Raw genomic sequence first — 6,500 nt, 5'->3', positions numbered from 1 at the left:
ACACTTAGGTTTATTTCATCCTTATGTTTTAGTTTGATTAGCTTTAGGGGTTTTTAGCAATTCAAGTAGTATTGGATAGGTTCTATCCTATCTCTACATATAAGTTTCCCTATATGCTGACTATTTTTTAATCAAATGTAAGAGATAAACCTTTAAAATTAATTATATTGTTACATAGAGAATGTCCATTTTTAAGTGAATCTAAAATATCATCAGAAGATAAATAATCCTTTATAAATTTATCAACTTGGTTAAATAGCAACCTTTTTGCTTGATTATTTATAAAAAGTGGTGAGTGATTTTTATCAATGGCAATTATACCACTATGAGTACATTCTAAGATTTCTTCTGTAATAGAATTGCTTATTCTCTTTTCAATACCTATGTTATATAGATGAATTGCTTCATTTATAGATGCATGAATAGATGATTTTTCAACTTCCGTCTCTATACAAGGCTTATTGTATTTAGAACTGATTTCTTTTGTTGTTTTTCCCCCTATGAAAATCTCAGTGCCATTGTCAATTAATTCTTTTATTTTATGTTCAAATTCATAGAGAGAATTTAATTTAGGTATTTCCAAATCAAAATTTGAGATTTCTTTGAATCGCTTAGCAGTTTTATATGATGATTCTAGACCTATAAATCCTATTTTTGAAGAATATTTTAGTGCTTTTTTATATGAATAAAATATATCTTCGTATTTATATCCAATATCTACTATAGGTATTGAAACATGATTACGCAATAAATCAACATTTTGACCACGAGTAATTATTACTTTAGTACCTAAGTTGATTAGATTGTCTGCTAGTTCTATGGTTTCTTTACCTGTAGCAATGTATGATGGAATTTTTATATGTAGTTCTTCAAGCACTTCATTTACAATATCTGAAAATAGCTTAGAAGGAGCAATAACTACTATCTCGTTTTTCATATTATAAAACCTCCTTTTCTGAACATCCCATGACTAAAGTTATCAATTCTTATATAACTGGTTTCTTATTTTTGTATATTCATCTTTTATTCTAGTTAAATTTTATAATTAATTTAATGATTTAATCTGAAAATTCTAGGATGTCTTTTTATTCTAATTAATATCAAAATTATTTTATATTAAATTTACATAGTTAAAAAAGCTTTATAATTGTAAATTATGCTCTTTTTGCATATAATCAATAACCTCATATGAATTGATTTTTATATCTAAATTCCAAATAAATTTCATAATAACTAACTCTAATTTTAATAATTTTTTTAAATACATAGTTATCACTCCACTTCTTTATCCATATAATTAAATATTATAATAATAATTTCACAAAATCAATTCTAATAATAATTGCACATCTCCAGAGACCATTCCTAAGAAAAAAATAAATTATGTTGTTTTATTTATTATTTTCCTGAAATTTTTTGTAATGAGTAAATGGACTTATCCATATTAAATACATATGAAATAGCACATACCACAAAGAAATAAGGCAAATAGCTGTATCCAAAAACCTCTGCTCCGATAAATACAGGTGCAAAAAAAGTATTTGTAGCACTGCCAAATACACTAATATACCCAAGTGATGCAACTAATTCAATCGGTAAATTAAAAAATCCAGCTAATAATACACCCAGACTAGCTCCAATGGAAAATAAAGGTGTAACCTCTCCTCCTTGAAAACCTGCTGACAAAGTCAGTATTGTAAGTATAAACTTCAATAACCAGTCAAAAGAATAAATTTCTCCACCATAAAAACTATTTTGAATTAAATTTGTCCCTAGACCAGAATATCTTCCTTTATAAAATAAAAGGAATAATACACTCAAACACGCTCCAGCAACAGCAATCCTTATTATAGGGTTTTTTAATCTATTGCCTAATCTTCTCTTTGACAGCTTCAAACACCATGCAAATGCTCCCCCAACCATTCCAAATATAATTCCCAAAGCAATAAGCTTCCAAAATATTGCCAAGTCAAACACAATTTTAGAAGAAAGTGCAAAAGAAAATTTCTCTAACCCCAAAGCTTTTGATACTGTACTTGCTGTAAAAGATGCAGTAAGTGCAGGTAAAAGTGACTTATATTCTAGTGAACCAGCTACCAAAACCTCCATAGCAAACAGAATTGCTGATATTGGTGTCCCAAATAGCCCTGCAAAACCAGCTGCCATACCAGTGACTAAGAAAATACTAGAAGCATTTTTTATAGGCAACTTCTTACCTATCCAATGTGAAAAAGTCGCACCAATCTGAACAGCAACCCCTTCTCGTCCTGCACTACCACCGAATAAATGAGTTAACCATGTTCCTGATATTATGAATGGAACTAATCTTAAAGGAATAATTTCTTCTTCCCCATGACCTACCTCAAATATTAGATTCATTCCTTTGCTACTTTTTCCACCATATTTAAGATAGCAGTAAGCAATAACAATACCTACTACTGCTAAAAATGGTATCAAATACATTGGATATGTTTCTCGAATATCTGTAATTTTTAGAAGAACTTTTCCAAATATGGTATCCATAAGACCTATAACTGCACCAATTGGTATCCCTGTAATCCCCAACAGAAATAATCCACCATACGTTTGATAAACTCTTTTAATTCTTATTATCATTTTAATTCCTTTCTTCTGTTCAATGAAATATTCTATCTGTTCAATGAAATATTTTGAAAATGTTATAACATCTTAATTTTCTCTTCTATTTCTTAAAATACTCTAAGAATGTTTTTCAACTGAGTATTGTAAGACCTTCAAATTCTTTACAGTAAATCATATTCTAAAATACTTGTAATACTATAATATCATCCTTGAAACTTAAGTATAATTCTAAAATAAAGTTCTTACTGTTCATATTTAATTTTCATTCTACATCTTTAAATAAGATTTAAAATAATTTAATAGATTATTATAAATTATTTTAAATCTTATAATACTACTCAATAACTACGTTTTTCAATGCTTCAATTATATTTTCTTGATATAATCCACCATGGCTAAAAACTACATCTTCTATATCATAATTACTTATATTTTTAATAGCTTCTGCCAACTCTTGTTTATCGCTATGTACCACATCAACGGGTTTAAGTTCTCCATCATTTATCTGTAGCAAATCTCCAGCAATAAGTACTTTAGATTTTTTTAAATAAAGACATATATGACCCCTAGTATGACCTCCTGTATGTATAACTTCAATTTCCTCACCTAAATTCAAAATTTCATGGTTATCCAAAGATATATCTACTTCAGCATATGATGATTTAAATCCAAGCCCCATAACATTTAACATCCCAAGCATTTTATCATCAATATTATCTACCATTTGTTCTAGCATATAAAGTTTAAAAGGCGTTTCCTCTCCTGTTATATAGCTGACTTCGCTTTTATATGCGTATACTTTAATATTATTCTTAGATTTTTCTCTTAGATAATTTATGTTCCCTATGTGGTCTATATCATGATGAGTGATTATTATATTTTTTAACTTGTCAAAGCTCGTATTACTTTTATTAAGAGCATCAATTATTAAATCACCTTGCCCTGGAAGACCCGTATCAACAAGTGTTGCTTCATCTTCTGTATAGATTACAGGAATATACATAACTTTATCTTCACCTAATACATTTGATGAAATTTTTAAAATATCCAATCCTTTTGTTAAATTCATAATTTTTCTCCTTATAATTACTTAATTAGAGGTTATTTAATTAAAGAAATCGAGAAAGTATAGATTTCCCTCTAATTATATTTTATTCATTAAAAATTATTAATATCTAGTATATCACTTAAGTTGAGGGATTGCTCGACTTGATTTTTCCGTCATTTTATGGTATAGTATTTAATATAGAAATAAGTAATTACAAGCTTTAAGACTACTTTTATTTTTTATAATCATCAATATATCACTCCTTCATAGTATGCTTTTTCAAAAATTTCAATAGATTCTTCATGCCCATATCCTATGCCATGTGTACAAATCTTTCATAGCATATACGTCTATCAACAATATTGACAGATATTTAAGAAATTTTGGTATGTTACAAGATGAGCAAGGTGCTTTAAATAATATCACTCCAAAGTACTATTCACCTTTCATTATAATTGAGTATCCTAATTATTTTGAAAAAATATTAGAATTCTCAATAATTGATTTTCATAGAATTGAAAACTCATTAAGATTAATATATAGAGATAAGAATTTGGGCAAAGATGGATATATGGATTAAGAAAATACAAGAAAAAGATTAGAGAGGATGAAGAAGTTGAAAAGAGCATACAAAATAGAAATTAATCCTACTACTGAACAAAAATCTAAAATACATCAAACGATTGGTGTTAGTAGATTTATATATAACTTCTATATTGCTCACAATAAAGAAGTTTATGAGAGTAAAGGTGAATTTATAAGCGGTATGGATTTTTCTAAATGGTTAAATAATGAATATATTCCCAATAATCAAGATATGAAATGGATTAAAGATGTATCTTCTAAGGCTACAAAACAAGTTATTATGAATGGAGATAAAGCTTTTAAAGATTTCTTTAAAAAAACTAAAGGTTTTCCTAAGTTCAAGAAAAAGAAAAATCAAGATGTTAAAGCATATTTTCCAAGGAATAACAAAACTGATTGGACTATTGAAAGGCATAGGGTCAAAATACCTACTCTTGGTTGGGTAAGACTAAAAGAATTTGGATATATACCAACAAATTCAATAGTTAAAAGTGGTACAGTAAGTCAAAAATCTGATAGATACTATGTATCTATATTAGTTGAGGAAGATGATATTCAAGTATCTAAATGTACTAATGAAGGAATAGGTATTGACTTAGGAATTAAAGATTTTGCAATATGTTCAAATGGAAGTAAATTTAAAAATATAAATAAGACTTCGACTGTCAAAAAAGTTGAAAAGAAATTAAAAAGAGAACAAAGAAAACTTTCAAGAAAATATGAGAGTTTAAAAGTAAGAAATAAAAATATAAAAGAAGGAGTAGCTACTCGTCAAAATATCCAAAAACAGGTAGTCAAAGTACAAAAAATTCATCAAAGATTAGCTAATATAAGAATTGATTATATTAATAAAACAGTATTTCAGGCAATAGAGCAAAAGCCAAGCTATATAACCATTGAAGATTTAAATGTTAGTGGAATGATGAAAAATAAGCACTTATCAAAGGCAATATCAAGTCAAAAGTTTTTTGAGTTTAGAACTAAACTAACTGCTAAGTGTAAGCAAAATAATATAGAACTTAGAGTAGTTGACAGATGGTATCCATCATCAAGGACTTGTAGCCAATGTGGTGAGGTTAATAAAGGTTTAAAACTTAAAGATAGAGTGTACAAATGTGAATGTGGATTATCTATTGATAGAGATTTAAATGCAAGTATTAATCTTAAAAATGCTAAAAAATATAATATAGCTTAAAATTAAAGTAATTCGCCCATACGTGGCTCAAAGTGATTCACCCACACGTGGCTCAAAAATACTTATATATGTACGGAGGGTTAACTTCGGAATTTAAGCCTTTGGAGAACTATATTAAATCGTAGTAGTTTAGGCAAGGCGAGGTTCAATGAAAAAGGAAAAATCTCGATATGGATATATTTGACCATATTTTGAGTAGCAGAATATATGCATTTGAATAAAGTTAGATTTACAGAAGAACATGCTATAGAAGTTACTAATTGGAAATATGAAGGTGAATATTCAATATACAATTTACCTTCATGGGAGGAAATTAAAAAGAATAATTTCTCACTAGCAAAAGAAGATAAAAGAAAAAATTTTATAAGTTTTATAGATGACAATAAAGAATTAATAGGTTTTATAAACTTATTAGATAAAGGAAGCTCCGTATTCTTTGGTATTGGTATAAGACCAGATTATTGTGGAATGGGAATTGGTAAAAAAATAATCAGTTTAGGCTTACAAGAATGTAGAAATAAATATAATACTAAACCCATTGTATTAGAGGTAAGAACTTGGAATATGAGGGCTGTCAAATGCTATGAGTCTCAAGGTTTTAAAATAGTTGAGACTAAGATACAAAAAACACCTTTAGGAGATGGAGAATTCTTTGTTATGAGGTATCAATTGTACCCTAATAGAGATAATTTTTAGGATGTACTTATCTGAAGCTTTGGCTTCAATATTAATTCTCTTAGTAAATAATAGTGCTTCTACTATACTTAAAGGAAAATATAAAATCTATACTTACATTATAATCACTATAATAGAGTATTATAGTTGATGCTTTAAGAAAAAACGGTATAACATAAAGAAAATGCTATACCGTGAAACCTTAGAAAAATTCTTACTGAGAATGTATATAGATTTGTGTAAATATATATTTTTGCTACTAAATATTGCTGGAAACTTTCAATTCTAGTAATATTTTTTTATTATCAGGAAATACTAATAATGGTATTTTATACACATTTATTGTATGTTAAATTTAGGTTTTTATACACTAAATTTACCATTATTTTAAAAAAA

General features: G+C 27.4%; 7 protein-coding genes. 3 read left to right on the top strand and 4 right to left on the bottom strand.

The window, feature by feature from the left end; translation table 11 throughout:
• Positions 1 to 127: 127 nt before the first annotated feature.
• The 4 genes from IR152_RS19370 to IR152_RS19360 form a co-directional block, all read right to left on the bottom strand.
• The gene (locus IR152_RS19370) at positions 128 to 937 is read right to left on the bottom strand and encodes a PrpR N-terminal domain-containing protein (RefSeq protein ID WP_227453468.1); all 810 of its coding nucleotides are present in this window, start codon (positions 935 to 937) and stop codon (positions 128 to 130) included.
• 204 nt (positions 938 to 1,141) lie between these two features.
• The gene (locus IR152_RS20190) at positions 1,142 to 1,267 is read right to left on the bottom strand and encodes a hypothetical protein (protein ID WP_255625035.1); all 126 of its coding nucleotides are present in this window, start codon (positions 1,265 to 1,267) and stop codon (positions 1,142 to 1,144) included.
• Between the two features lie 131 nt (positions 1,268 to 1,398).
• Complete coding sequence (locus IR152_RS19365; RefSeq protein WP_227453467.1) at positions 1,399 to 2,616, bottom strand: chloride channel protein; 1,218 nt, start codon at positions 2,614 to 2,616, stop codon at positions 1,399 to 1,401.
• 319 nt (positions 2,617 to 2,935) lie between these two features.
• Positions 2,936 to 3,670 (bottom strand): MBL fold metallo-hydrolase, encoded by a 735-nt coding sequence (locus tag IR152_RS19360; protein WP_227453466.1) that lies wholly within the window; start codon positions 3,668 to 3,670, stop codon positions 2,936 to 2,938.
• A gap of 301 nt (positions 3,671 to 3,971) precedes the next feature.
• On the opposite strand from IR152_RS19360, the gene IR152_RS19355 reads away from it, so the two are divergent.
• The 3 genes from IR152_RS19355 (at position 3,972) to IR152_RS19345 (ending at position 6,125) form a co-directional block, all read left to right on the top strand.
• Positions 3,972 to 4,229 carry a hypothetical protein gene (locus IR152_RS19355; protein WP_227453465.1) on the top strand — a complete coding sequence of 86 codons (258 nt, stop codon included), beginning with the start codon at positions 3,972 to 3,974 and terminating at the stop codon, positions 4,227 to 4,229.
• Between the two features lie 36 nt (positions 4,230 to 4,265).
• Positions 4,266 to 5,429, top strand: a complete 1,164-nt coding sequence (locus IR152_RS19350) for an RNA-guided endonuclease InsQ/TnpB family protein (protein ID WP_227453469.1) — start codon at positions 4,266 to 4,268, stop codon at positions 5,427 to 5,429.
• 207 nt (positions 5,430 to 5,636) lie between these two features.
• Positions 5,637 to 6,125 (top strand): GNAT family N-acetyltransferase, encoded by a 489-nt coding sequence (locus tag IR152_RS19345; protein ID WP_227453464.1) that lies wholly within the window; start codon positions 5,637 to 5,639, stop codon positions 6,123 to 6,125.
• Positions 6,126 to 6,500: the final 375 nt, after the last annotated feature.

Source organism: Clostridioides sp. ES-S-0108-01, from assembly GCF_020662285.1.
Lineage (GTDB): Bacteria > Bacillota > Clostridia > Peptostreptococcales > Peptostreptococcaceae > Clostridioides.
This window is presented reverse-complemented; position numbering and strand designations above follow the sequence as displayed.